The following is a 24,620-nucleotide window of genomic DNA, read 5'->3' on the forward strand; positions in this document are numbered from 1 at the left end:
TGTCACCATCGACGCACTCTGAGTGACGCTCTCCGTCCTTACTCCGACCGAGGCACCCCCCAAATAACATCACGAAGGGCACCGGATATGGGTCCCCATCCTGCGGTCGCGGCGATACGCCTGGCGGTCCGCCGCGTACTCCACGACGTCCTCACCGACCGGGCGGAGAATCATTCCGCCGCCCCGCACGTCCCCCTCGGCGAGCAGCCGCTCGTGCTCGTCGCCTGCTCCGGCGGCGCCGACTCCATGGCGCTCGCCTCCGCCGTCGCCTTCGAGGCCCCCAAACTTTCCGTCCGCGCCGGAGCCGTCACCGTCGACCACGGACTCCAGGCCGGCTCCGCCCTCCGCGCCGCCGAAGTCGTCACCCGACTCCGCGCCATGCGCCTCGACCCCGTCGAATCCGTCGCCGTGACCGTCGGCCGGGAAGGCGGTCCCGAGGCGGCCGCGCGCGACGCACGCTACGCCGCGCTCGACGCCGCCGCGGAGCGCCACCGCGCCGCCGCCGTCCTGCTCGGCCACACCCGCGACGACCAGGCCGAGACCGTGCTCCTCGGGCTCGCCCGCGGCTCCGGCACCCGCTCGCTGTCCGGGATGGCCGCCGTCTCCGGGGCGGCCGGCCGCTACCGGCGCCCCTTCCTCCAGCTCGACCGGCAGACCGCCCGCAAGGCCTGCCTCGTCCAGTCCATCCCCGTCTGGGACGACCCGCACAACACCGACCCCGCGTACACCCGTTCACGACTGCGCCACGAAGGACTGCCGGCCCTGGAGAAGGCGCTCGGCAAGGGCGTCGTCGAGGCCCTGGCGCGTACGGCACAGCTCTCCCGCGACGACGCCGACGCCCTGGACACCTGGGCGGCCACCGTCGAGGAGTCCGTACGGGACGAATCGGGACAACTGCAGTGCGCCAAGCTGTACGTCCTCCCGGCCGCCGTCCGCCGCCGCGTACTGCGCCGCGCGGTCATCGCCGCGGGCGCCCCCGCGGGTTCGCTGTTCGCCCGTCACATCGAAGAGGTCGACCGCCTGATCACCGGCTGGCGCGGCCAGGGAGCCATCAACCTGCCCGGCCGCGTGGAGGCCCGGAGGCAGGGTGGCAGACTGGTCATCCGGCAGGGCTGAAGCGCTGATGCACTTACGGCTGTGTCTCCCGGGCCGCCAGTGCCTTGGCCCCGGACCCCCGGCCGACGACGAAAGTGATGCGGGTGGACGACAAGGACATGGGCAACGACCTCCAGTCGGTGCTCATTACCAAGGAAGAGATCGACGCGAAGCTGGCCGATCTGGCCGCGAAGATCGACGCGGAGTACGCGGGCAAGGACCTGCTTCTCGTCGGAGTCCTCAAGGGCGCCGTCATGGTCATGGCGGATCTGGCGCGGGCGCTGTCCACCCCCGTGACGATGGACTGGATGGCCGTCTCCTCGTACGGGGCGGGTACGCAGTCCTCCGGCGTGGTCCGGATCCTCAAGGACCTGGACACCGACATCAAGGGCAAGCACGTACTGATCGTCGAGGACATCATCGACTCGGGTCTGACCCTGTCGTGGCTGCTCTCCAACCTCGGTTCGCGGGAGCCGGCCTCGCTCGAAGTCTGCACCCTGCTCCGTAAGCCGGATGCCGCAAAGGTCGCGATCGACGTCAAATGGATCGGCTTCGACATTCCCAATGAGTTTGTCGTGGGATATGGCCTGGATTACTCGGAAAAGTACCGCAACATGCCTTTCGTCGGGACGCTCGCTCCGCATGTGTACGGCGGTTAGAGCGCACCTCGGCGCAGCTGAGCGCTCCGAAGAGCGGCGAAGTTCCACGGAAAGGCTTCGCCGCGACCGGGAACCCCAGACCCCCTCGCGCCGTTGGAGCATGGGAGGACGGGTTTGTCACCCGTCCCGTGCGGTCGCGGGCCACAATGCTGGGGTACCGTCCGAAGAACAGTCTTTTCTCACAGCAGCATTTACCTACGGGCAGGAGGGACGGGGCGACTTCGCTCCGTATGGATGGACGTGAAGCGATACTTCCGTGGGCCGGTCATGTGGATCGTGCTGGCCGTCCTCGCCGTGGTCGTGTTGATGCAGGTCGTCGGCTCGTCGGGCGGCTACAAGACGGTGGACACCGGTGAGGTCGTCCAGGCGATCGACAAGAACCAGGCCGAGCAGGTCAGACTGACCACCGGCGACGAACAGATCATCAAGGTCGATCTCAAGAACGGCCAGAAGATCAATGGCAGCGACAAGATCCAGGCGAGCTATATCGGCAGCCAGGGCGCGACGCTGGCCAAGACGCTCCAGACCAAGTTCCAGAACGGCGACATCACCAAGGGCTATACGGTCTCGCCGTCGAAGCAGAGCCCGTTCGTCTCGGTGCTGCTCTCGCTGCTCCCCTTTGTCCTGATCGTCGTGGTCTTCCTGTTCCTGATGAATCAGATGCAGGGCGGCGGCTCCCGTGTCATGCAGTTCGGGAAGTCCAAGGCCAAGCTGATCACCAAGGACACCCCGAAGACGACCTTCGCCGACGTGGCGGGGTCCGACGAGGCGGTCGAGGAGCTCCACGAGATCAAGGAGTTCCTCCAGGAGCCGGCGAAGTTCCAGGCCGTCGGGGCCAAGATCCCGAAGGGTGTGCTGCTCTACGGCCCGCCCGGTACGGGCAAGACGCTGCTCGCCCGCGCCGTCGCGGGTGAGGCAGGAGTGCCCTTCTACTCGATCTCCGGGTCCGACTTCGTCGAGATGTTCGTCGGCGTCGGCGCCTCGCGCGTGCGTGACCTCTTCGAGCAGGCCAAGGCGAACGCCCCGGCGATTGTCTTCGTCGACGAGATCGACGCCGTCGGCCGGCACCGCGGCGCGGGCCTCGGCGGAGGCCACGACGAGCGCGAGCAGACGCTGAACCAGCTGCTCGTGGAGATGGACGGCTTCGACGTGAAGGGCGGCGTCATCCTGATCGCCGCCACGAACCGGCCCGACATCCTCGACCCCGCGCTGCTGCGCCCGGGGCGCTTCGACCGGCAGATCGCCGTCGACCGCCCGGACATGCAGGGCCGGCTGGAGATCCTGAAGGTCCACCAGAAGGGCAAGCCGGTCGCCCCGGACGTCGATCTGGGTGCTGTCGCCCGTCGTACGCCCGGCTTCACCGGCGCGGATCTGGCGAACGTGCTGAACGAAGCGGCGCTCCTGACGGCGCGCAGCGACAAGAAGCTGGTCGACAACCACTCCCTGGACGAGGCGATCGACCGCGTCGTGGCGGGCCCGCAGAAGCGGACCCGGATCATGTCCGAGAAGGAAAAGAAGATCACCGCGTACCACGAGGGCGGTCACGCCCTGGTCGCTGCGGCGTCTCCGAACTCCGACCCGGTGCACAAGATCACGATCCTGTCGCGCGGCCGGGCCCTGGGTTACACCATGGTCCTGCCCGACGAGGACAAGTACTCGACCACGCGCAACGAGATGCTGGACCAGCTCGCCTACATGATGGGCGGGCGCGCGGCCGAGGAACTCGTCTTCCACGACCCGACGACCGGCGCGGCCAACGACATCGAGAAGGCCACGGCCACGGCTCGGGCGATGGTCACGCAGTACGGCATGACCGAGCGGCTCGGCGCGATCAAGTTCGGCGGCGACAACACCGAACCGTTCCTCGGCCGGGAGATGGCGCACCAGCGCGATTACTCGGAAGAGGTCGCGGCGCTGGTCGACGAAGAGGTCAAGAAGCTCATCGAGACCGCGCACAACGAGGCGTGGGAGATTCTCGTCGAGAACCGCGATGTGCTCGACAATCTGGTCCTGGCCCTCCTGGAGAAGGAGACGCTGAACAAGGAACAGATCGCCGAGATCTTCTCCACCATCGTGAAGCGCCCGTCCCGTCCGGCATGGACCGGCTCCTCGCGTCGTACACCGTCGACGCGGCCGCCGGTGCTCTCGCCCAAGGAACTGGCACTGACCAACGGCGCCTCCGGCTCGAACGGCATGCCCGCCGTGACGAGCGGCGAGACGCCCACCGAGGCGGTCCCCGAGGAGCGCCCCGAGAGCTGATCCCGGCGCCTCACCTGGCCCGGAATGGATGCCGCGCCCCCCAGGTTTTAGCCTGTGGGTGCGCGGCATTCGTTTGCCCGCCCACAGGACGGCACAGGAACGAGGCACACATGACCGACCCGGTGATGCTGGACGGGGAGAGCCCCATCCGCGAATTCGATGAGAAGCGGGCCGAGAATGCCGTGCGCGAGCTGCTGATCGCGGTCGGGGAGGACCCGGACCGCGAGGGCCTGCGGGCGACTCCCGGCCGGGTGGCGCGGGCGTACAGGGAGATATTCGCGGGGCTCTGGCAGACGCCGGAAGAGGTGCTCACCACGACGTTCGATCTCGGCCACGACGAGATGGTCCTGGTGAAGGACATCGAAGTGATGTCTTCGTGTGAACATCATCTTGTCCCCTTTGTCGGGGTGGCTCATGTCGGCTACATCCCGTCCTCGGACGGGAAGATCACCGGTCTCTCCAAGCTGGCCAGGCTGGTGGATGTGTTCGCCCGCCGGCCGCAGGTCCAGGAGCGGCTGACCACACAGATCGCCGATTCACTGATGGAGATCCTGGATCCGCGCGGGGTGATCGTGGTCGTCGAGTGCGAGCACATGTGCATGACCATGCGAGGGGTACGGAAGCCGGGTGCCAAGACGATCACGTCGGCCGTCCGCGGCCAGCTGAGGGTTCCCGCCACCCGCGCCGAGGCGATGAGCCTGATAATGGCGCGCTGACCCAAGGGCGTCCGGCGCGCGCCGCCCGCTCGGGGAACGTGTCCGCTCAGGCGGCCGGGCCCGCTGGGGCCGTGCCGTTCTTGTCGTGGTCTTCCGGGAGTTTGCAGACCCGCTCCAGGAAGAAGGCCGCGATGATCACCGCGATGCCCGCCAGGACGGAGAACGCCGCGTAGATGGCCTGGTCGCGGCGGGCGGGGATGTCGAGGGAGCCGAGCAGGAAGACGCCCGTGCCGCCGTACATGCCGGAGACGAGGGCCGCGACCAGGGCGCTGGCCTGGCCGAAGACGACCGCGCGGGCCGCCATCAGCGGGTTCACGCCCTGCGCGCCGGGGCGGCGCTCCCGCTGGGCCTTCAGCCGGGCGCGCAGCGAGAGGGCCGTCGCGGCCAGGACGACGGCGATCACCGCGAGGACGATCGGCGCCGCGAGGGGGACGCTCGGCAGTGTGCCGACGGAGTCCCACAGGCGGGCGGCGCCCCAGGAGAGCACGCCCGCCACCACGAACAGGCCGGCGAGGACGCCGATCCGCAACTGCTTCACCGAGAAAGCCCTTCGCCTCGCTGTACCGACCCTCGCCGTGCTGACACGCGCCGTGCTGACACGCGCCGTACCGGCCCGCGCCGTACCGACCCCGTGAGCCTAACCACTACTCGGGCAGGCGGAGTTCCAGATCGGTCCTGGTCCGGACACCGCCGCGGTCGACGTCCGCCAGCAGTTCGGCGACCGGGCCATGGCCCGGGACCTGCGCTTCCGGTTCCACGTCGTGCCACGGCGCGAGCACGAAGGCGCGCTCATGGACCCGGGGGTGGGGGAGGGTGAGCAGCGGGTCGTCCGAGACGACGTCCGCGTACGCCACGATGTCCACGTCGATGGTGCGCGGTCCCCAGCGTTCCTCGCGGACCCGGTCGAAGGCTTCCTCGATGGCCTGGCCGCGCTCCAGCAGCGAGGACGGCGGCAGCGTCGTCTTGATCACGACGACCGCGTTGAAGTAGGACGGCTGGGAGCCGGGCTCGACGCCCCAGGGCTCGGTCTCGTACACCGGGGAGACCGCTTTGACCCGCAGCCCCGGGGTGTCCTCCAGGGCGTCGATCGCGCCCTGGATCGTCTCCAGGCGGTTGCCGAGGTTGGAGCCGAGGGAGACCACGGCGCGTTTCGGGTTGGACAGTGTGGTGTCCGCGGCGTCGACCTGCGCGACCACGGAGGCGGGTACCGGCTGTACGGTCGGGTCGCCCTGGGGACCCCTGGCGGAAAACACACTCATACTCGGCTCCGGGTGATGGTGATGGTCACATCGTCGAAGGGGACGGTGATCGGGGCGTCCGGTTTGTGCACGACCACCTCGACCTCCTGGACGCCGTCGTGTTTCAGGCACTGCTGGGCGATCCGTTCCGCCAGCGTCTCGATCAGGTCGACCGGCTCTCCCTGGACGACCTCCACGACCTCTTCGGCCACGATCCCGTAGTGCACGGTCTTCGCCAGGTCGTCGTCGGCGGCCGCGGGGCGGGTGTCGAGGCCGAGCATCAGGTCCACGATGAAGGTCTGGCCCTCCTCGCGCTCCCGGGGGAAGACGCCATGATGCCCGCGGGCCTTGAGGCCGCGCAGCGCGACACGATCCACGCGAATCACTCCTGCTGTCGTTGGTCGTCGGGGCACCCGGCCGGTGCGGGCGGCTCGGTGTCCTCATGTGAATCTACCCGCGGGCACGGACAGTGCCGTGGCGTGGGGGTGAGGGACAGGTGCGGGATTGCCCGGCAGCCGCCCCTGCCCCGGGCCCGCCGATCGGTCCGCAGGGGCTGCCTACCCACTCACGCGGGTGTCTCGTCGTCCGTTTCCTCATCGGTTTCGGTCAGAACCGGTGAGCCGTGATGTGACCAGATTTTCCACCCTTCGGGTGTCCGGCGGAAGACGTTGGTCGCGACGACCAGCTGGCCGACGAGCGGTCCGAGCTCGCCGCTCTCCTCGGCCGGACCGCCGCTGAGGATGTTCTCCGTGCAGGTCACGAGGGCGGTGTCGGCGCAGACCGACACCACGACATCGGTCAGGAAGAACTGGATGTACTCGGTGTTCGCCATGATCAGCGCGTACGAGCGGAGGACCTCGCCGCGGCCCGTGAGTACGGGCCAGCCCGGGTGGACGCAGGAGATCCCGTCGTCGTCGCCGTCCAGCCAGAGCTCGGACAGCGCGTCGAAGTCGCCGCGCTCCATGGCCTCGTAGAACGTGGTGTTGGCGACCTCGACCTGTTCGTTGTCCGTACGCGCGGTCACTGGGCTCCCTCGACGGCGCGGGCCACCCGTACCGCGTCGGCGGTCGCCCGTACCTCATGGACGCGGACCGCCCAGGCGTGCTGGTGGGCGGCGATCGCGGAGACGGCGGCGGTGGCCGCGTCGCGCTCGCGGGCGGGCGGCGGCGGGGAGCCCTCGCCGCCGGCGAGGACATGTCCGAGGAAGCGTTTACGGGACGCCGCGACCAGAAGCGGCCGGCCCAGGGCGCGCAGCTCGGCGAGGTGCGCGAGGAGCGCGAGGTCGTGCTCGGCCCGCTTGGCGAAGCCGAGACCGGGGTCGATGACGAGCCGCTCGGGGGCGACGCCTCCGGCTATCACCGCGTCCATGCGCGCGCGCAGTTCGGCGACGACCTCCGCGACGACGTCCGTGTAGACGGCGCGGCTGTTCATCCGGTCGCTGAAGTCGCGCCAGTGCATCACCACGAAGGGCACGCCCATGGCGGCGACGGCCGGGACCATGGCCGGGTCGGCGAGTCCGCCGCTGACGTCGTTGACCAGCGCGGCGCCGGCCGCGACCGCCTGCTCGGCGACGGACGCGTGCATGGTGTCGACGGAGACGGTGACGCCTTCGGCCGCCAGGCCCCGTACGACGGGGACCACGCGCCTCAGCTCCTCGTCCTCGTCGACGCGGGTGGCGCCCGGCCTGGTCGACTCACCGCCGACGTCCACCATGTCCGCGCCCTCGGCGACGAGATCGAGGCCGTGTTTGATGGCGGCGGTGGTGTCGAACCAGCGGCCACCGTCGGAGAAGGAGTCGGGCGTCACATTGACGACCCCCATCACCGCACAGCGGTCCCAATCCGGCAGCCCCTCGACCGTGCCCCGCGCGCGCAACGTACTCATACGCCCACCCTAGGGGGTCTGCCCGGGGGCGGGCGGCCCGGCCGGATCCGCGCGGCAGGCGCGTGACGGGCGCCGGACAGGGTCTTCTCGGACGGACCGGGTCCGCTCGTTTAGGCCGTACGGATCTCGTGGTCGGGCGGGCTCTGGATGTCGTGGGCGCAGGGGCGGGGGTGGCGGTCGCGGGCGAGGTGGCGCAGGGGGCGTGGCAGCGAGAGGGTGACGAAGCCCTCGGCCCGCATCGCGGCGAAGCCGATCCTGGGCAGTTCGCCGGTGCTGCGGAAGACCACGTAGCGCGGTTCCCAGCGCGGCTGGAACTTGGCGTTGAAGCGGTACAGCGACTCGATCTGGAACCAGCGGGAGAGGAAGACCAGCAGCCCCCGCCAGCCGCGCAGGACGGGTCCCGCGCCCAGCCGTTCGCCGCGGGCGAGTGCCGAGCGGAACATCGCGAAGTTGAGGGAGATCCGCTCCACGCCGAGCGCGGGGGCGGCGTGCAGCGCGGCGACGATCAGCAGTTCGTTCATGCCGGGGTCGGCGGAGCGGTCGCGGCGCATCAGGTCCAGGGACATCCCGTCCGTACCCCAGGGGACGAAGTGGAGGACGGCCTTCAGGTCGCCGTACGGGCCGGTCGTGTCCTCGCCCGGTCGGTGGGCCGTGGCGAGGACGGAGTCGCCGTCCGCGGGGTCGCCGATCCGGCCGAGTGCCATGGAGAAGCCGCGTTCGGTATCGGTGCCGCGCCAGTCGTCGGCGGCGCGGCGGATCCGGGCCAGCTCGCCGTCGGAGAGATCACGGACGCGCCGTACCCGCGTTTCGTAGCCGGCGCGCTCGATGCGCTTCACCATCTGGCGTACGTTGCGCATGGCGCGTCCGTGCAGGGAGAAATCCGGTACGTCCACCACCGCCTCGTCGCCGAGCTCCAGCGCGTCGAGTCCGGTCTCGCGGGTCCAGACCTCGCCGCCCGTCTCGCTGCAGCCCATGACGGCGGGGGTCCAGGAGTGGGCCTTGGCCTCGTCCATGAAGCGTTCGATGGCGCCGGGCCAGGCCTCGACGTCGCCGATCGGGTCGCCGCTGGCGAGCATCACCCCGGAGACGACGCGGTAGCAGACGGCGGCCTTGCCGCTGGGCGAGAAGACCACGCCCTTGTCGCGGCGGAGCGCGAAGTGGCCGAGGGAGTCGCGTCCGCCGTGCCGGGCGAGCAGGGCGCGCAGCCGCTGTTCGTCGTCCTCGGTGAGGCGGGCGGCGGGGTGTTCGGGGCGGAAGGCGAGATAGCAGGTGGTCAGGGCGGTGAGCAGGCCGAGCGCGCCGAGGGAGTCGCCGACGGTGCCGCTCACGATGCCGTTGTAGTCGATGGGGCCGTCGAGGCCGAACAGGCCGTACAGCACGTGTTCGAGCCGTTCGGCCAGGCCGGGGTTGCCGACGGTCCGGTGCGGATGGACGCTGACGATGATCAGCCCGAGGCCGATGGAGCCCGCGCCCATCAGGAAGAAGTTGGCCAGCGCCTTCCAGCGGCTGCGCGGGTCGGGCAGGGCGGCGAACTCCCCGCGGTGGCGCAGCAGCAGGGTGAGCAGCGCCACGGAGAGCAGGGCTCCGAGGAGTGAGTGCCGGTAGCCGAACTGCGCCACGGCGCCCGCGGGCAGCAGGATGACGGCGGCTCGCCAGGCACGCCGCTTCCGGCGTTTCAGACCGTGCGCGAGCAGGAGCAGGAGTACGCCGGCGCTGATGGAGAGTGCGGCGGAGAGCGGGCCGAGCGCCCCCGGCAGTACCTCGGCGAAGGTGTGCATCCGGCTGTGGCGGAAGCGGGGGAAGACCCCGGCGGCGATGTCCAGCAGCCCGATGAGGGTGCAGGCGGTGCCGACCAGCGCGGGGACGGATTCGGGGCGCGGGCCGCGGAACAGCCGACGGGTCCACCGGAACAGACGGCGTGTCAGTGGCTTGGGGGGTATGGGCGTGCTGTGCTGGAACCGACCCGGAACCGATCCTGATTTATCCCCATCTAGCGTCACAGACATCGCTTCCCGTGGCTCCGCGAGAGAGTGTGGTGCCCGAGTCCGCTTCTTCTTCGCGGGCCGGACATTTTGCGACCTCTAGGACGGGGGTTTCGGAGGTCGGGTTCCTCAGCGTTTCGGAAAATCTCACAGGAGAAAGCTCGGTCGACATGGGTCTTACCAGCCGTAAAGTCCTGGCCTTGGCCGTCCTGCTGGCTGTTGCGCTGTTCGTCGTGACCATCTGGCTCTGGCCGCGGCTGTCGCGGAGCACGCCGCGTGTCGTGCTCGGCCGGGTCGGACTGCTGTTCTCCACGCAGGTGGCGGTGTTCATGGCGGTCGGTCTCGTCGCCAACAACTCCTTCCTCTTCTACGGTTCGTGGTCCGACCTGTTCGGCCGGAAGCAGGATCTGGGGGCGGTCGTCGACCACTCGGCCAGTGGCCATCACGTGACGGTGATGGATACGCAGCGGACGCCCACGCCGGGCGGCTCGGTGCCCTCGGTGGCCGGCCAGGTCCAGCGGATCGTCGTCAGCGGCCCGAAATCCGGGATCGACAGCACCGCGTATGTCTATCTCCCGCCCGAGTACTTCCGCCCCGGGTTCGTGCACCGGACCTTCCCGGTCGCCGTGGTGCTCACCGGCTATCCGGGGATGGCGGAGAACCTGATCAAGGGGCTGAACTATCCGAAGACCGCCTGGCAGCTGGCCAATGACGGCAAGATGCAGCCGATGGTGCTGGTGATGCTGCGGCCCACCGTGGCGCCGCCGCGGGACACCGAGTGCGTGGACATCCCGCGCGGTCCGCAGACCGAGACGTTCTTCGCCAAGGACCTGCCGCTGGCGGTGTCCCGGACGTACCGGGTCGGGCGCGAGCCGAAGAGCTGGGGGATCATGGGCAACTCCACCGGCGGCTACTGCGCGCTGAAGATCGCCATGCACCATCCGGAGCGCTACTCCGTGGGCGTCGGGCTCTCGGCGTACTACAAGGCGCCCGTCGACCCGACGACCGGTGATCTCTTCCGGGGCGACAAGCAGCTGCGGAACCGCTCGGATCTGCTGTGGAGCCTGGACAACCGGCCGCAGGGCAGGGTGTCCTTCCTGGTCACCTCGTCCAAGAAGGGCGAGGGGAATCTCAGGGCCACGCGGACGTTCATCAGCAAGGTCAAGGCGCCCTCGCATGTGTCGTCGATCATCCTCGACAGCGGCGGGCACAACTTCAACACCTGGCGCCGGGAGATCCCGCCGGCCCTGGAGTGGATGAGCGGGCGGCTGTACTCGAACTGACGCGCAGGGCCTGGTCGCGGTGGCGTGAGGCGGGCGCGGGCCTCGGGCGGGCGCGGGCCTCGGCCGGATGCGTCGGCCGGATGTGTGCCTCGGGCAGACACCGCCCTCAGGCGGAGGCGACCTTGCTGACCGTCTCCAGCTCCACCTCCGTACGGGGGATGGCCTGCGCGTCCGCGTCGATCGACCGGCGCAGCGCCTCGTGCAGCCTGGCCGGTGTGAGGACCCCGAGGAAGCGCCCGGTCTCCTCCTTGTCGATCACCGCGATCCACCCCGCGTCGTGCTGGAGCATCGTGGCGAACGCCTGCTTCAGGGAGGCGCCGACCGGCAGCCACGCCTCCATCCGGCGGGCGTGCTCCCGTACGGTCCCGGAGGCGCCGGTCCGCTCGGTGGAGATCCAGCCGTGCAGATTGTCGGCGGAGTCCAGGACGACGGCCCAGCGCGCGCCCTCCTCGGCGAGCTTCGCCGCGGCGCGCTCCAGCGAGTCGTCGAGATGGACGAGGGGCGGCTGTTCGAGGTCGCCCTCCTCGATGGAGGTGACGGAGAGCCGCTTCAGACCGCGGTCCGCGCCGACGAAATCGGCGACGTACGGGGTGGCGGGTGTGCCGAGCACGGCGGCGGGGGCGTCGAACTGTTCGATCCTGCCCTGTCCGTAGACGGCGATACGGTCGCCGAGCCGGACCGCTTCCTCGATGTCGTGCGTGACGAACAGCACAGTCTTGCGGACCGCCGCCTGGAGCTTGAGGAACTCGCTCTGCAGGTGGTCGCGTACGACGGGGTCGACCGCGCCGAACGGCTCGTCCATCAGCAGGACGGGCGGGTCGGCCGCCAGGGCGCGGGCCACGCCGACGCGCTGGCGCTGGCCGCCGGAGAGCTGCTCGGGGTAGCGGTCACCGTAGACGGACGGGTCGAGTCCGACCAGGTCGAGGAGTTCGGCGGCGCGCTCCCGGCCCTTGCCGCGCTGCCAGCCGAGCAGATGCGGGACGGTCGCGGTGTTCTCCAGGACCGTCTTGTGCGGGAAGAGGCCGACCTGCTGGATGACATAGCCGATACGGCGCCTGAGCTGGACCGGGTCGATGGCGGATATGTCGTCCCCGTCGAGGAATATCCGTCCCTCGGTCGGCTCGATGAGGCGGTTGACCATTTTCATGGTCGTGGTCTTGCCGCAGCCGGAAGGTCCGACGAGCGTGACCAGTTCGCCCTGGTGGACCTCGAAGGAGAGGTCGTCGACGGCGGTCGTGCCGTCCGGGTACCGCTTGGTGACGTGCTCGAATCGGATCATGGTTCCCCATTGTGCGGCGTGTTGTGTGAAGGCCATGTTGCTGGAATGTGGCGGGCTTCCGCGAATGTCAGTGGTCGGGGTTAGGGTCGCCAGGACATAGAGCCAGACATACGTTCGGGAAGACGGGGGAGGCGGGGATGGATGAGTACGCAAGGGTGCCTGGCGGCCAACGACTGGATCTGCGGGGAATATCTCCGCTCCCGTAGCCAGGAGTTGATCGACGCCACGGTCCAGCATGTGTGGATCACCGCGGTGTCGGTCGTCGTAGGGCTGCTGGTGGCATTTCCGCTGGCCCTGCTGGCGCGGAGCAGGCCGGCATTCGCCGGACCTGTGCTGGGGCTGACGACGCTGCTCTACACGATTCCGTCGCTCGCGATGTTCTCGCTGCTGCTGCCGGTCTTCGGGCTCTCCGCGGGGCTGGTGATCACCGGCCTGGTGCTCTATTCGCTGACCATTCTCGTGCGCAACATCATCGCGGGGCTCGAATCGGTGCCGGAAGAGGCACGGGAGGCGGCCCGCGGGATGGGGTACGGACCGGGGCGGCTGCTCTGGGAGGTCGAGCTGCCCCTGGCGCTGCCCGCGCTGATGGCGGGCCTGCGCATAGCGACGGTGTCGACGGTCGCGCTGACCACGGTCGGATCGATCGTGGGCCGGGGCGGTCTCGGCAATCTCATCGAGGACGCGCTGCCGAGCTTCTTCAAGGCGCAGGTGCTGACGGCCTCGGTGCTGTGCGTGCTGCTCGCCGTCGTCGCCGATCTGCTGCTGCTCGGAGTGCAGCGGCTGCTGACGCCCTGGACGCGGATACGGCCGGCGCGTACGGCCCGCCGTAAGGACGCGCGGACCGGCCCCGCCGGGGCCGGTCCCGCCGATGCCGTGAAGGTGGCGGGCTGACCATGGGAGTTCTGGGAGAAGCGGTCGGCTGGCTGACGACCGGGGCCAACTGGTCCGGCGACAGCGGCGTGTGGCGGCGGCTTGAGGAGCACATATTCGTCAGCGGCATCGCGCTCGCGCTGGCGTGTGCGATCGCCCTGCCCATAGCGCTCTATCTGGGGCATATCGGCAAGGGTGGCGCGCTCGCGATCAATATCTCCAATGTGGGCCGGGCGGTGCCGGTGTTCGCCGTGCTCGCCCTGTTCATGGTCTCGCCCCTGCGCAACTCGGGCTCGGTGCCCACGATCATCGCGCTGGTGCTCTTCGCCGTGCCGCCCCTGCTGACCAACGCCTACGTCGGGATGCGGGAGGTGGACAGCGCGGTCGTGGAGGCCGCCCGGGGGATGGGCATGTCCGGGCGCCAGCTCTTCGTACGGGTGGAGCTGCCCCTCGCGTACCCGCTGATCATGACCGGGCTGCGCTCGGCCTCCGTACAGGTGGTGGCCACCGCCACCATCGCGGCGATGGTGGGACAGGGCGGCCTCGGCCGGATCATCACCGCCGGCTTCAACACGTACAACACCCCGCAGGTGGTCGCGGGTGCGCTCCTCGTCGCGCTGCTCGCGCTGCTCGTCGAAGGGGTGCTGGTGGCGCTGGACCGGGTCATCGACCCGGCGCCCTCGCCGGCGGCCCGCCCCTCCGGCACGGACCGTGTGACGACCGAGTCCGTATGACCGACCCCGTGTGACGACCGACCTTTCTGGCTTCTTGGAGATGGTGAACCTCATGAGCAAGACCTCGCGCCTCGCGGGTGCCGTACTGGGAGTGGTGGCCCTGACCACCTCGCTCGCCGCGTGCGGCGGCGACAGCCTGGAGAAGGACAAGGGCGGCTCCGCCGACTCCGCTTCCGGTTCCGGTTCGGGGAAGAAGGGGTCGCTCGTCATCGGCGCGGCGGCCTTCACGGAGTCCAAGGTGCTGGCGGAGCTGTACGCCCAGATCCTGGGCGACGCCGGCTACTCCACGTCCGTCACCACGGTGAAGAACCGTGAGCTGTACGAACCGTCCCTGGAGAAGGGCGAGATCGACGTGGTGCCCGAATACGCCGCGACGATCACGGAATTCCTCAACGCCAAGGTGAACGGCGCCAAGGCGGCGGAGGAGAAGCCGCTCGCGTCCAGCGACTCCGCCGCGACGGTCGCCGAGCTGAAGAAGCTCGCCGAGCCGCGCGGACTGAAGGTGCTGCCCGCCGGTCAGGCGGTTGATCAGAATGCCTTCGCGGTCACCAAGGAATTCGCCGAGAAGAACAAGCTGAAGACCCTTTCCGATCTTGGAAAGTCGAAGCTCAAGGTGAAGATCGCGGCGGGCGACGAGTGCGAGGTGCGGCCGTTCTGCGCCCCGGGCCTGAAGAAGACGTACGGCATCGACGTGGCGGGCATCGACCCCAAGGGCGTCGGCACCCCGCAGTCCAAGCAGGCCGTCAAGGACGGTGTGGACCAGGTCGTCCTGAGCAGCACCACCGACGGCACGCTCGACAGCTTCGGACTGGTCGTCCTCGAAGACGACAAGAAGCTCCAGAACGCCGACAACGTACTGCCCGTGGTCAATGCGAAGGACGCCGGTTCGGCGGAGATAGCCGAAGTCCTGGGCAAGCTGACCGACGCGCTGACGACGGACGATCTCGCGGGGCTGAACCTCAAGGTCGATGCCGAGAGGGCGAAGCCGGAGGATGTCGCCAAGGAGTACTTGGAGTCCAAAGGTCTGGTCAAGAAGTAGCGGCCGGACGGCATCGGTTCGGTAACCGCCGCCAGGCAAAACGGAGTTCTGTAGAGGAAACAGGAGTGGAAGGGGAGGAGGGCCGGCAACGGGCCGGGAAAGATTGTCCGACCGGCCCCCCATTCGGTCTCCACGCACGGTAAATTTCAGGCCATGCCACGTGGACGCCACCGCCATTCCCCACCCCTCCACAAGCTTCTGCCGCCGACGGCGGTCGCCGGAGCCGCGGTTCTCTGCGCCGCGGGCGCCTGGTTCCTCGCCGAGCCCGTGGTGCTCCGCGGTCTGGTCGCGGTGGCGGCCGCCGCGGCGGTCACCGGCGCGGGCTTCATGCGTGGCTGGGACCGCAGCGCCGGGCGCCGGGTCGCCGAGCTGACACGCGCGCGGGAGAGCGACGGCTGGAAGACCGAGGAGCGCATAGCCGAACTGGAAGCGGACGTCGAGGAGTCGCGCGAGCTGCGCCTCAAGCTCGAAGCCAAGCTGCGCGTCAAGCGGATCGAGCTGGCGGGGCTGCGCGGTGAGCACGCCGCGCTGCTGCGCCGCTACGCGACCGCGGAGACCGAGCGCGCGACCGCGCTGGAGGGGCGGCGTCAGCTCGCCCTGGAGGCGGCGGCCGAGCCCAAGGCGCTGACCGCGGGCGGCACGCCGGGCAAGGCCGCGTACGTCAGCGCCGCGCGGGCCCTGGACGAACTGCCGCGCAACGCCGCGGTCCAGCAGGCGAAGCGCACGGTCGAGGCGGCCCGCGCGCGCGACCTCGCGGAACGGGCCACGGAGGCGGGGGAGTCGCGGGGGAAGCACGCGGCGGGCGCCGGGGCCGAGCAGCACAGCCGCCCGTCGTCCGCCCTTCCCGCCACGCGCGTGCCCACGGCGTCCGCGATCGTCCCGTACGCCCCGGCGGACCGTCCCGCCCGCCGTCCCGAGGGCGGCTTCGACTTCTTCGGCGCGCAGGCCGCCGCGCAGAACGCCCGCGACGGCCTCAGGACGGCGGACGCCGACGACACGGAGCAGCCCGCACCGGCCGCCGCACTGGCCCGCGTCGAGCGTGAGGACCTCGCCGACGTGGTGGGCGAGGAGGCTCTTGCCGAGCGGCGCAGGGCCGAGGAGCGCGGGATCGGGCAGGTCATCGATCTGACCGCGCACGACGAGACCGAGCCGCTCGAACTGGGCGAGCTGCGCAACGCGATCAGCGGCTGATCGCGGGCGGTCGCCCCATCACCCCGGGCCGGGAGACGCGCGACTCGCCGGGACCTGACCGGACGGTGCCAAGGGCCTGCCCCGGACTGTCGCCGGGCGCGAACGGCCGCCCGGAGCCGGCTCCTGAAGTGCTCCTCGGACCGGCTCCTTGAAGCGGCTGCCCGGACCGGCTACTTGTCCCGGACCGGCTACTTGTCGATGTCGCCGACGACGAAGAACAGCGAGCCCAGGATCGCCACCATGTCGGCGACCTGCGTCCCGGGCAGCAGCTCCGTCAGCGCCTGGATGTTGTTGAACGAGGCCGAGCGCAGCTTCAGCCGGTACGGCGTCTTCTCGCCCTTCGACACCAGGTAGTAGCCGTTGATCCCGAGGGGGTTCTCGGTCCACGCGTACGTATGCCCCTCGGGCGCCTTCAGCACCTTGGGCAGCCGCTGGTTGATCGGCCCGGGAGGCAGCTCGGCGATCCGGTCCAGACAGGCGTCCGCCAGGGCCAGCGCGTTGTGCGTCTGCTCCAGCAGGCATTCGAACCGTGCCAGGCAGTCGCCCTCCTCGCGGGTCACGACCGTGAGCGTGTCGCGCAGTTCGCCGTACGCGAGATACGGCTCGTCGCGGCGCAGATCGAAGTCGACGCCCGAGGCGCGGGCGATCGGCCCGGACACCCCGTACGCGTGGACCGCTTCCCGCGACAGCACCCCGACCCCGCGGGTACGGCCCCGGAAGATCTCGTTGCCGAGGACCAGCCGGTCGTACACGTCCATCCGCGAGCGCACCGAAGCGATCGCGTCCCTGGCGCGTCCCTGCCAGCCCGCGGGGAGGTCCTCCTTGAGGCCGCCGACCCGGTTGAACATGTAGTGCATCCGGCCGCCGGAGATCTCCTCCATCACGCCCTGAAGCTCCTCGCGCTCCCGGAACGCGTGGAACACCGGGGTGATACCGCCCAGTTCGAGGGGGTACGAGCCGAGGAACATCAGATGGTTGAGCACCCGGTTCAGCTCGGCGAGCAGCGTTCTGGTCCATACGGCGCGCTCGGGCACCTCCATGCCGAGCATCCGCTCGACGGCCATCACCACGCCCAGCTCGTTGGAGAACGCCGAGAGCCAGTCGTGGCGGTTGGCGAGGACCAGGACCTGCCGGTAGTCGCGCGCCTCGAAGAGCTTCTCCGCGCCCCGGTGCATATAGCCGATGACCGGTTCCGCCTGCTGGATCACCTCGCCGTCGAGCACGAGGCGGAGCCGGAGCACCCCGTGGGTGGAGGGGTGCTGCGGGCCGATATTGAGCACCATGTCCGTGCTCTCCGCCGCGCCGCCGATACCGACCGTCGTCCGGGTGGTCTCCGTCATGGGCGACATCCTCTCAGAGCGCCTGTCATGCTCCCCGGCCCCGTGCCCCGTCAGCCGGGAAGCCCCCCGGGGCCTCCTGAGCCGGGAAGGTGCCCTGCCCCGGGAAGGCGCCCTGCCCCGGGAAGGCGCCCTGACCTGGGACGGCCTCCTGATCGGGGAAGGCGCCCTGACCCGGGAGGCCGACGGGCTGGACGAGCCAGCGGAAGTCCCCCAGGCCGCCCCGGGCCGTCAGCTCCGCCGCCTCCCCGGCCGCCCCGAGCGCCCGTACGTACGCCGCCGGATCCGTGGTGGCGAGGGACAGCGGCGGCCGTTCGCCGCTCACCCCCAGCCGGTGCAGGGCCTCGCGCTGGGCCAGCAGCTCCGCGCCGGGCAGCGCGCAGGCGTCCAGGGCCACATGGGCGGTGAGATCGCAGCCGCCGTCCGGTACGGGAGGCACCTCCCGGCCCGCCCGGAAGCCGGTCAGGGTGCCGAAGGGCGGCCGCGCGTCCCGTACATGCGCGTAGTCGACCGCGACCGCGAGCCCCCGCTCCAGGGTGGCGACGGCCGCCGCCCACGCCTCGTCGCGCGGCCGGCCGATCTCCGCGCGGGTGCCGGGGCCGGCCGGCGGCCACCAGCGGGCGAGCCACTCGGCGTCGGGCCCTTCGACCGGCTCGCCCGGCTCCTCGGAGCCGTCCGGCCGGACGAGGACGTACCGGGCGACCCCGTCGGAGCCGGTCTCCGCGAGGTCGAGGGGGATGTTGTCGAGCCACTCGTTCGCGAAGAGCAGCCCGCTGACCCCGGCCGGCGGCTCGGTACACCACTCGATACGGGGATCCAGGCCCGCGGGCCGCGGCGCGCGTTCGACGGCGTACGGGCGTACCGCCAGCCCGTCCGGGACCGCGGCCAGGATTCCGGAAAGCAGCTCTCCGCGGCCCGCGCCGACATCGACCAGCGCCACCTCGTCCGTGCCCAGCCGCTCGGCGGTCAGGGCAAGCAGCCGGGCCACGGCGGCGGCGAAGAGCGGCGAGGCGTGGACCGACGTCCGGAAGTGCCCGGCCGGTCCCTCGGGGCGCAGATAGAAGCCGTCGGGGCCGTACAGCGCACGCTCCGCGGCCGTGCGCCACCGGACCGGTCCGGTGGCGCACCGGCCGTCCCTCGCCCCCCGCGGCCTACCCGGCACCCCGCGCGACTTACACGTCTCATCCGTCACGGCGTCAAGTCTCCACCTTGGGGAGTACGATTCCGCCGACCGGATCGGCCCTCCGGTTGACCCTCCGCCTTGTCCGCCTCACTACGCTGGGTTACGTGCAGCGCTTCTACGACTTTCTCCGAGGACACCCGACGGGCGTCGACGGCTTCTGGGCCGTCCTGCTCTTCGGGCTTTCCCTGTTGTGGGTGGTCCAGGAGAACCAGGGCGTGGTGGCGATTCCGCTGGTCCTGCTTCTGAGCGTCTCCGTCGCGCTGCGCCGACGCGCGCCCGAGAAGGTGCTGCTGCTCATGCTGGGCCTGGGCCTCGCCCAGGTCGCCCTGGACGTGGAGCCCAACCCGGCCGACTTCGCGATGATGGTGATCATCTACACCGTCGCCGCGCAGGGCGGGCCGCGCTGGGCCTCGCGGCTCGCGCTGATCGGCGGGCTGCTCGCCGCGCCCTTGTCGCAGGTGCGCTGGCCCGAGGGGGGCATCAGCATCGCGGGCCGGGTCGGCTACGCCATCGTCATGGGCGTGCCGTTCGCCCTCGCCTGGGTGCTGGGCGATTCCGTTCGTACCCGCCGCGCCTACTTCGACCAGCTGGAGGAGCGCGCCACCCGGCTGGAGAAGGAGCGCGAGGCGCAGGCCAAGGTCGCGGTCGCAGCCGAGCGGGCCAGGATCGCCCGTGAGCTGCACGACGTCGTCGCGCACAACGTCTCGGTGATGGTGGTCCAGGCGGACGGCGCCGCCTATGTGCTGGACGCCGCGCCCGACCAGGCCAAACAGGCCCTGGAGACCATTTCGAGCACCGGCAGACAGGCGCTCGCCGAGATGCGCAGGCTGCTGGGCGTGCTGCGCACCGGGGACGGCAAGGAGAGCGGCGAGTACGTGCCGCAGCCCGATGTCGGGCAGATAGAGGATCTGGTCGAGAAGGTACGGGACGCCGGTCTGGCCGTGGACTTCCGGATCGAGGGCACCCCGCGTCCGCTGCCCAGCGGGGTGGAGCTGACCGCGTACCGCATCGTGCAGGAGGCCCTCACCAACAGCCGCAAGCACGGCGGACCCGATGTGGGCGCCAGCGTGCGTCTGGTGTACTTCGACGACGGGCTCGGACTGCTCGTCGAGGACGACGGGCGGGGCGCGGCCCACGAGCTGTACGAGGACGGCGGGGCCGACGGGCGCGGTCATGGGCTCATCGGCATGCGGGAGAGGGTCGGTATGGTCGGCGGCACACTGGACGCCGGGCCGCGGCCCGGCGGCGGCTTCCGGATCAGCGCGCTGCTGCCGCTGAAACCCGCGAACTGAGGCGCGCGGGGGCGTACCGGCTCCCGCCGTCACGCTCCCGCCGTCACTCGCTCCACCGGCCCCCACCGGCCCCCACCGGCTGCTCCCCCTCTCGCTGCTCCCCCTATCGGACAAGGACCCCGCAGATGTCGATCCGCGTCATGCTCGTCGACGACCAGGTGCTGCTGCGCACCGGATTCCGTATGGTGCTGGCCGCGCAGCCCGACATGGAGGTCGTCGCGGAGGCCGGGGACGGCGCCGAGGCGATCGAGAACCTTCGCTCCACCGCCGTCGACGTCGTCCTGATGGACGTCCGTATGCCCCGGCTGGACGGCGTCGAGGCGACCCGCCGGATCTGCGCGGAGCCCGACGCTCCGAAGGTGCTCATCCTGACCACCTTCGACCTGGACGAGTACGCGTTCTCCGGGCTCAAGGCCGGGGCGAGCGGATTCATGCTGAAGGACGTGCCGCCGAGCGAGCTGCTCAGCGCGATCCGCTCGGTGCACAGCGGGGACGCCGTCGTCGCCCCGTCCACCACGCGGCGGCTGCTCGACCGCTTCTCGCCGATGCTGCCCAGCGCGGGCAAGCCGCGGCACAAGGAGCTGGACCGGCTCACCGACCGGGAGCGCGAGGTCATGATGCTGGTCGCGCAGGGGCTGTCGAACGGGGAGATCGCCGGCCGGCTGGTGCTCTCCGAGGCCACCGTGAAGACGCACGTCGGCCGGATCCTCACCAAGCTCGGACTGCGCGACCGGGTGCAGGTGGTCGTCCTCGCCTACGAGACGGGACTGGTGCGGGCCGGGGGCGGCGGTCCCGTCTGAGCCGCGTCAAGCCGCGTCAAGCCGCGTCCGCGCGCCGGCATCTCGCGGCCGTTCAGCTGCTTTGCCACCCGCGTCCGCGTCCGCTTCTGCTTCCGTGTCCGCTTCGGCTGAGGACCGCCGGACGGAGGTGGCGCGCCGTCAGCGCAGCACCCCCTCCAGGAAGTCGCTCCCGAGCCGGGCCACCACGGCGACATCCAGCTGATGCAGCACATAGCGTCCGCGCCGCTGGGTCGTCAGCAGCCCCGCCTTCCGCAGCACCCCCAGATGCCGGGAGACCTCGGGCGCCGTGATCCCGTACGTATCGGCCAGCTCGCCCGTCGAGTACGAGCCCCGGGCCAGGCTCCGGCACAGCCGCATCCGCATGGGGTGCGCGACGGCCTCCAGTCGCTGCCGGACCGTGTCGACGGGGGTGGCGTCCGTCAGCTCCTGCGTGGAGACCGGGTACTGCACGACGGGCTGCCAGCCGGGCGCGGCCAGCGCCAGCAGATGGGGCCAGCCGAAGGCGGTCGGCAGGAACGTCAGCCCCCGTCCCGTCGCGGCCGTACGGCCATCGGTCAGCTTGTCCACCACGATCCTCGTACGCGGCTCCGCCTCCTCCAGCGTGACGGCGGGGGAGACGGCGGCGACGGCCTCCGCGAGGCCCTTGCGGCGCAGTATCTCGGTCTTGTGCCGGGCGTCGGCCGCGAGCTGGACCCGGACGCGCCGCCAGGTGTCCGCGAAGAACGCCTCGTCGCAGTCCTCCAGGAGCCGCCGTATCCAGGCCCTGACCCCAGGAGGATCGGCCAGCATCTGCCGCACGAACGCGGCTTGGCGCGGACCGCGGGCCGCCGCCAGCTCCAGCACGCGCTGCCGCACGCCCGCGTCGACGAGCGGTGACGGCAGCCCCTCGCCGTACGGGCTGGAACAGGAGATCTCCAGCGCCGCGCCCACATACTTCTCGTCGTCCATCAGATCGAGGTCGTCCAGCTCCTCGGCGAGCGTCTCCCGGGGCGTGGCGGGCAGCAGGATGTCGGCGCGGGTCGACCGCCACAGGAAGTCCGCTTCGTGCAGCCGGTCGGCCAGCTCGGGTTTGAGCGCGGCGGAGGTGGTGGTGATCCAGCCGTGCAGCCGGGCGTGGTGGGCGGGCTCGGAGAGCGTGTGCAGCGCGGCACCCAGCTCCGCCAGCGGGGACGGGCCGAAGGTGATCCGCTCCCGGGGCAGGCCGGTGATGTCGATGAACACGCTCATGAGGCCATGGTGCACGCCGCCACTGACAATCGGGCCGTCGATTGACGGCCCGCGTCAAACGGTGCGACCGGAGGCTCAGGACCGCGCCTCCAGCACCCGGGTCACGAACTCCTCGACCGCCGCCCGTACCTCCTGCGCCGTCCACTCCAGCCCCGGCTCCGCCACCGTGACCTCCGTGCAGGAGACACCGGGAAGAGCGGCGGCGGCCGGGGCCGACCAGACCCGGAACAGCGCGGTCTTCGTCTCCTCCGCCTGCCGCACCGCCGCTTCGTTCAGCACGTCCGGTGGGTACGGCAGCCACACCTGGAACTGATGGGTGTGCGGCGGCTCCGGGTGTACGCGGAACCACGGGACGGCGGACGCCGCGAAGCCCTCGGCCAGCGCCGCCGCCACCACGCGCGCGTGCTCCACGTACGCGGGCAGTCTGGGCAGTTCGCGCTCCAGGCCCATGAGGGCGGCCAGCGCCGCCGGGTACTGCTGGAAGACCTGGCCCCCGTAGCGGTGGCGCCAGACCCGCGCCTCCTCCACCAGCTCCGGGGGACCGGCGAGCACCGCGCCCGAAAGCCCGTTGAGCGACTTGTAGAAGGACACGTACACGCTGTCCGCGAGCCCCGCGATCTCGGCCGGTGAGCGCCCGAAGTGCGGGGCGCATTCCCACAGCCGCGCGCCGTCGACATGCACCACCGCGTCCCGCTCGCGCGCCGCCGCCACGGCCGCCACCAGCTCGTCCCAGGACGGCAGGACGAACCCCGCGTCGCGCAGCGGCAGTTCCAGCATCAGCGTGCCGAAGGGCTCGGCCAGGTCCTGGATCTCCGCGGCGGTCGGCAGCCGCGGCTCCTTCGTCGGGTGGACCGTACGCAGCCCGCTGACCACCGACAGCGCACCGGCCTCGTGCACCTCGGGGTGGGCGAGCGGGTGCAGCGCCACCGTGCTGTTGCCCGTACGCCCCGCCCAGCAGCGCAGCGCCACCTGCTGCGCCATCGTGCCCGTCGGGAAGAAGGCCGCGGCGGGGAAGCCGAGCAGCGCGGCCACCCGCCGCTCCAGCTCCGCGACGATCCCGTCGCCGTACACGTCCGGATGTTCGTCCATGTCGTACACGGACGCCGCGTCGGCGGCGAGGGCGGTCAGCTGTTCGCCCATCGGCCGGTCCATCGGCGTGCGGACCAGGACGCGTTCCGACGCCCGCCACGCGGCCAGCCTGCGCCGCCGCGCGTCCTGTGCGGTCTTCTCGCCGTCCGGCCCTGGCGTATGAGGCGTTTCGCCGTCCGGCCCGGTCGCATGGAGCTTCCCGCCGTCCGGTCCGGCCTTGTCGGCCCGGTCGGTCCGATCGGCTCCACCGGCCTGCTCACTTGTCTCTCCCATGGACCGATCATTGCCCACGCGCGGCGCCCTGCCCACAGCCTGTGGACAGTCAAGTGGCGGAGCGCGACGCTGGCGTAGCATGGCGGGAAATCGTCCGGTACCCACCGCGGACTGGAACGGAAGGCCCCACCGCGTGAACTCCACAGCACAGGAACCCTTCGATCCCCGGGACCGCCCCGCGCGGCTCACGGTCGGCGTCGTCGGAGCGGGCCGTGTCGGCCCCGCGCTGGCCGCGTCCCTGCGGCTCGCCGGGCACCGTCCGGTCGCCGTCTCGGGCGTATCCGACGCCTCGGTACGGAGGGCGGCGGCACTGCTGCCCGACATCCCGCTCGTCACCCCCGCCGAAGTCCTCGCGCGCGCCGACCTGGTGCTGCTGACCGTGCCCGACGACGCCCTGCCCGGACTGGTCGAGGGCCTCGCCGAGACCGGTGCCGTACGGCCGGGGCAGCTGCTCGTGCACACCTCGGGGCGGTACGGCGCGAAGGTGCTCGACCCGGCCCTGCGCGCCGGCGCCCTGCCGCTCGCCCTCCACCCCGCGATGACGTTCACCGGCACGTCCGTGGACGTCCAGCGGCTGGCCGGCTGCTCCTTCGGCGTCACCGCTCCCGAGGAACTGCGCCTGGCCGCCGAGGCACTGGTCATCGAGATGGGCGGCGAGCCCGAGTGGATCGCGGAGGAGTCCCGTCCGCTCTACCACGCGGCCCTGGCCCTGGGCGCGAACCACCTGGTCACGCTGGTCGCCCAGTCGATGGAGCTGCTGCGCACCGCCGGGGTCGAGGCGCCCGACCGGATGCTCGGCCCGCTGCTCGGCGCCGCCCTGGACAACGCGCTGCGCTCCGGGGACGCCGCCCTCACCGGGCCGGTCGCGCGCGGGGACGCCGGTACGGTCGCCGCGCATGTCGCCGAGTTGCGCGCGCACGCGCCCGGCGCGGTGGCCGGGTATCTCGCGATGGCCCGTACGACCGCGGACCGGGCGCTGGCGCACGGTCTGCTGAAGCCCGAGCTGGCGGAGGACCTCCTCGACGTCCTCGCCGACGGCGACACCCTCGGGGACGCCCGTGGGGACGGCGCCGGGGGCACCCGATGACCTCGCGCCCGCGTCCCGGCGCCTCGCGCCCGCGTCCCGGCGCCTCGCGCCCGCGTCCCGGCGCCTCGCGCCCGCGTCCCGGCGCCTCGCGCCCGCGTTCCGA

General features: G+C 71.0%; 23 protein-coding genes. 12 read left to right on the forward strand and 11 right to left on the reverse strand.

The features are described from left to right. The first annotated feature begins 87 nt into the window (after nt 1-87). From tilS to folE, 4 genes are all read left to right on the forward strand, one after another. The gene (gene tilS / locus ACZ7LS_RS16275) at nt 88-1,116 is read left to right on the forward strand and encodes a tRNA lysidine(34) synthetase TilS (protein WP_382670473.1); all 1,029 of its coding nucleotides are present in this window, start codon (nt 88-90) and stop codon (nt 1,114-1,116) included. A gap of 77 nt (nt 1,117-1,193) precedes the next feature. Next, entirely contained in the window at nt 1,194-1,754 is a 561-nt protein-coding gene (gene hpt / locus ACZ7LS_RS16280) for a hypoxanthine phosphoribosyltransferase (protein ID WP_356515478.1), read from the forward strand. Between the two features lie 234 nt (nt 1,755-1,988). Then, on the forward strand, nt 1,989-4,013 hold the full coding sequence (ftsH, locus tag ACZ7LS_RS16285; protein WP_129770979.1) for an ATP-dependent zinc metalloprotease FtsH: 2,025 nt from the start codon (nt 1,989-1,991) through the stop codon (nt 4,011-4,013). Between the two features lie 110 nt (nt 4,014-4,123). Further along, nucleotides 4,124-4,729 (forward strand): GTP cyclohydrolase I FolE, encoded by a 606-nt coding sequence (folE, locus tag ACZ7LS_RS16290; protein ID WP_129770978.1) that lies wholly within the window; start codon nt 4,124-4,126, stop codon nt 4,727-4,729. Nucleotides 4,730-4,775: 46 nt separating this feature from the next. Here folE and ACZ7LS_RS16295 read toward each other — a convergent pair whose 3' ends face one another. The 6 genes from ACZ7LS_RS16295 to ACZ7LS_RS16320 all read right to left on the reverse strand — a co-directional run bounded on the left by ACZ7LS_RS16295 (nt 4,776) and on the right by ACZ7LS_RS16320 (nt 9,857). Beyond that, a complete protein-coding gene (locus ACZ7LS_RS16295) occupies nt 4,776-5,267 on the reverse strand; it encodes a DUF3180 domain-containing protein (protein ID WP_129770977.1) in 492 nt (163 codons plus the stop codon). 106 nt (nt 5,268-5,373) lie between these two features. Further along, on the reverse strand, nt 5,374-5,988 hold the full coding sequence (folK, locus tag ACZ7LS_RS16300; protein WP_382520806.1) for a 2-amino-4-hydroxy-6-hydroxymethyldihydropteridine diphosphokinase: 615 nt from the start codon (nt 5,986-5,988) through the stop codon (nt 5,374-5,376). Continuing rightward, nucleotides 5,985-6,344 carry a dihydroneopterin aldolase gene (folB, locus tag ACZ7LS_RS16305; protein ID WP_030354471.1) on the reverse strand — a complete coding sequence of 120 codons (360 nt, stop codon included), beginning with the start codon at nt 6,342-6,344 and terminating at the stop codon, nt 5,985-5,987. The genes folK and folB overlap by 4 nt, the downstream gene beginning before the upstream one ends. A 188-nt stretch (nt 6,345-6,532) precedes the next feature. Continuing rightward, the gene (locus tag ACZ7LS_RS16310) at nt 6,533-6,991 is read right to left on the reverse strand and encodes a nuclear transport factor 2 family protein (protein WP_382520805.1); all 459 of its coding nucleotides are present in this window, start codon (nt 6,989-6,991) and stop codon (nt 6,533-6,535) included. Next, complete coding sequence (folP, locus tag ACZ7LS_RS16315) at nt 6,988-7,851, reverse strand: dihydropteroate synthase (protein WP_382520804.1); 864 nt, start codon at nt 7,849-7,851, stop codon at nt 6,988-6,990. The genes ACZ7LS_RS16310 and folP overlap by 4 nt, the downstream gene beginning before the upstream one ends. Nucleotides 7,852-7,961: 110 nt before the next feature. After that, nucleotides 7,962-9,857 (reverse strand): phosphatidylglycerol lysyltransferase domain-containing protein, encoded by a 1,896-nt coding sequence (locus ACZ7LS_RS16320; protein WP_382520803.1) that lies wholly within the window; start codon nt 9,855-9,857, stop codon nt 7,962-7,964. Nucleotides 9,858-10,003: 146 nt separating this feature from the next. Between ACZ7LS_RS16320 and ACZ7LS_RS16325 the strand changes: the two genes are divergently transcribed. Further along, a complete protein-coding gene (locus tag ACZ7LS_RS16325) occupies nt 10,004-11,116 on the forward strand; it encodes an alpha/beta hydrolase (RefSeq protein WP_382520802.1) in 1,113 nt (370 codons plus the stop codon). Nucleotides 11,117-11,222: 106 nt separating this feature from the next. Here the strand turns inward: ACZ7LS_RS16325 and ACZ7LS_RS16330 are convergent, their stop codons facing one another. After that, nucleotides 11,223-12,395, reverse strand: a complete 1,173-nt coding sequence (locus tag ACZ7LS_RS16330; protein WP_382670461.1) for an ABC transporter ATP-binding protein — start codon at nt 12,393-12,395, stop codon at nt 11,223-11,225. 141 nt (nt 12,396-12,536) lie between these two features. Between ACZ7LS_RS16330 and ACZ7LS_RS16335 the strand changes: the two genes are divergently transcribed. The 4 genes from ACZ7LS_RS16335 (at nt 12,537) to ACZ7LS_RS16350 (ending at nt 16,229) form a co-directional block, all read left to right on the forward strand. Beyond that, complete coding sequence (locus ACZ7LS_RS16335) at nt 12,537-13,286, forward strand: ABC transporter permease (protein WP_382872255.1); 750 nt, start codon at nt 12,537-12,539, stop codon at nt 13,284-13,286. 2 nt (nt 13,287-13,288) lie between these two features. Next, nucleotides 13,289-13,999 carry an ABC transporter permease gene (locus ACZ7LS_RS16340; RefSeq protein ID WP_382520796.1) on the forward strand — a complete coding sequence of 237 codons (711 nt, stop codon included), beginning with the start codon at nt 13,289-13,291 and terminating at the stop codon, nt 13,997-13,999. A 52-nt stretch (nt 14,000-14,051) separates the two neighbouring features. Next, entirely contained in the window at nt 14,052-15,038 is a 987-nt protein-coding gene (locus ACZ7LS_RS16345) for an ABC transporter substrate-binding protein (protein WP_356515500.1), read from the forward strand. A 153-nt stretch (nt 15,039-15,191) separates the two neighbouring features. After that, the gene (locus ACZ7LS_RS16350) at nt 15,192-16,229 is read left to right on the forward strand and encodes a coiled-coil domain-containing protein (RefSeq protein ID WP_385134977.1); all 1,038 of its coding nucleotides are present in this window, start codon (nt 15,192-15,194) and stop codon (nt 16,227-16,229) included. A gap of 188 nt (nt 16,230-16,417) precedes the next feature. Here the strand turns inward: ACZ7LS_RS16350 and ACZ7LS_RS16355 are convergent, their stop codons facing one another. Together ACZ7LS_RS16355 and ACZ7LS_RS16360 are read right to left on the reverse strand one after the other, a co-directional pair. Then, the gene (locus tag ACZ7LS_RS16355; protein ID WP_382520790.1) at nt 16,418-17,578 is read right to left on the reverse strand and encodes an NADH-quinone oxidoreductase subunit D; all 1,161 of its coding nucleotides are present in this window, start codon (nt 17,576-17,578) and stop codon (nt 16,418-16,420) included. A 16-nt stretch (nt 17,579-17,594) separates the two neighbouring features. Beyond that, entirely contained in the window at nt 17,595-18,728 is a 1,134-nt protein-coding gene (locus ACZ7LS_RS16360) for an SAM-dependent methyltransferase (RefSeq protein WP_385134975.1), read from the reverse strand. Between the two features lie 125 nt (nt 18,729-18,853). Here ACZ7LS_RS16360 and ACZ7LS_RS16365 point away from each other — a divergent pair, with 125 nt between their 5' ends. Together ACZ7LS_RS16365 and ACZ7LS_RS16370 are read left to right on the forward strand one after the other, a co-directional pair. Further along, entirely contained in the window at nt 18,854-20,041 is a 1,188-nt protein-coding gene (locus tag ACZ7LS_RS16365; RefSeq protein WP_382520788.1) for a sensor histidine kinase, read from the forward strand. Nucleotides 20,042-20,166: 125 nt separating this feature from the next. Next, entirely contained in the window at nt 20,167-20,841 is a 675-nt protein-coding gene (locus ACZ7LS_RS16370; protein ID WP_382670452.1) for a response regulator transcription factor, read from the forward strand. A gap of 138 nt (nt 20,842-20,979) precedes the next feature. On the opposite strand, the gene ACZ7LS_RS16375 is transcribed toward ACZ7LS_RS16370, so the two are convergent. Next, nucleotides 20,980-22,068 (reverse strand): DUF5937 family protein, encoded by a 1,089-nt coding sequence (locus ACZ7LS_RS16375; protein WP_382872248.1) that lies wholly within the window; start codon nt 22,066-22,068, stop codon nt 20,980-20,982. A gap of 75 nt (nt 22,069-22,143) precedes the next feature. Then, nucleotides 22,144-23,430: a threonine aldolase family protein gene (locus ACZ7LS_RS16380; protein ID WP_382670447.1), complete on the reverse strand. Its 1,287-nt coding sequence runs from the start codon at nt 23,428-23,430 to the stop codon at nt 22,144-22,146. Between the two features lie 79 nt (nt 23,431-23,509). On the opposite strand from ACZ7LS_RS16380, the gene ACZ7LS_RS16385 reads away from it, so the two are divergent. Further along, nucleotides 23,510-24,517 (forward strand): Rossmann-like and DUF2520 domain-containing protein, encoded by a 1,008-nt coding sequence (locus ACZ7LS_RS16385; RefSeq protein WP_382520782.1) that lies wholly within the window; start codon nt 23,510-23,512, stop codon nt 24,515-24,517. Nucleotides 24,518-24,620: the final 103 nt, after the last annotated feature.

The sequence above is a fragment of the Streptomyces sp. NPDC039430 genome, assembly GCF_055639435.1.